The 315-nt window shown below is 38.1% G+C and carries 1 pseudogene; it reads left to right on the plus strand.

The window, feature by feature from the left end:
• Window positions 1-91: 91 nt before the first annotated feature.
• Window positions 92-172 (plus strand): annotated as a pseudogene (locus AN391_RS20485) (integrase core domain-containing protein); the annotation flags it as partial.
• Window positions 173-315 lie beyond the last annotated feature (143 nt).

The raw sequence follows: 315 nt of genomic DNA on the forward strand, positions 1-315 counted from the left end.
GAAAGACTGCACTCAGCTAATAATGATCAGTCACCAGTAGAGTATGAAAATTCTTTAGGAAAAGTGTCCGGCTGGAGTTGACCAGAACAAGTGGTTAGATATTTATAATTATGAACGGCCTCATGATTCACTTGGCGATATGACACCAATAGGTTATCTTAAGGTGGCATAAAATTCTATGAAAGAGCTGTACTAAATTGGGTGGAGTTACATGATGAACTGATAGTTTACTTCATTTCTCTCGCAAAGAAGGCGCTGGCCTTTTTTAAGATCTCTTTCTCCATTTTGAGATCTTTGTTTTCTTTTCTCAGGCGT

The sequence above is a fragment of the Pseudoalteromonas sp. P1-13-1a genome (assembly GCF_001401875.1).
Taxonomy (GTDB): Bacteria; Pseudomonadota; Gammaproteobacteria; order Enterobacterales; family Alteromonadaceae; genus Pseudoalteromonas.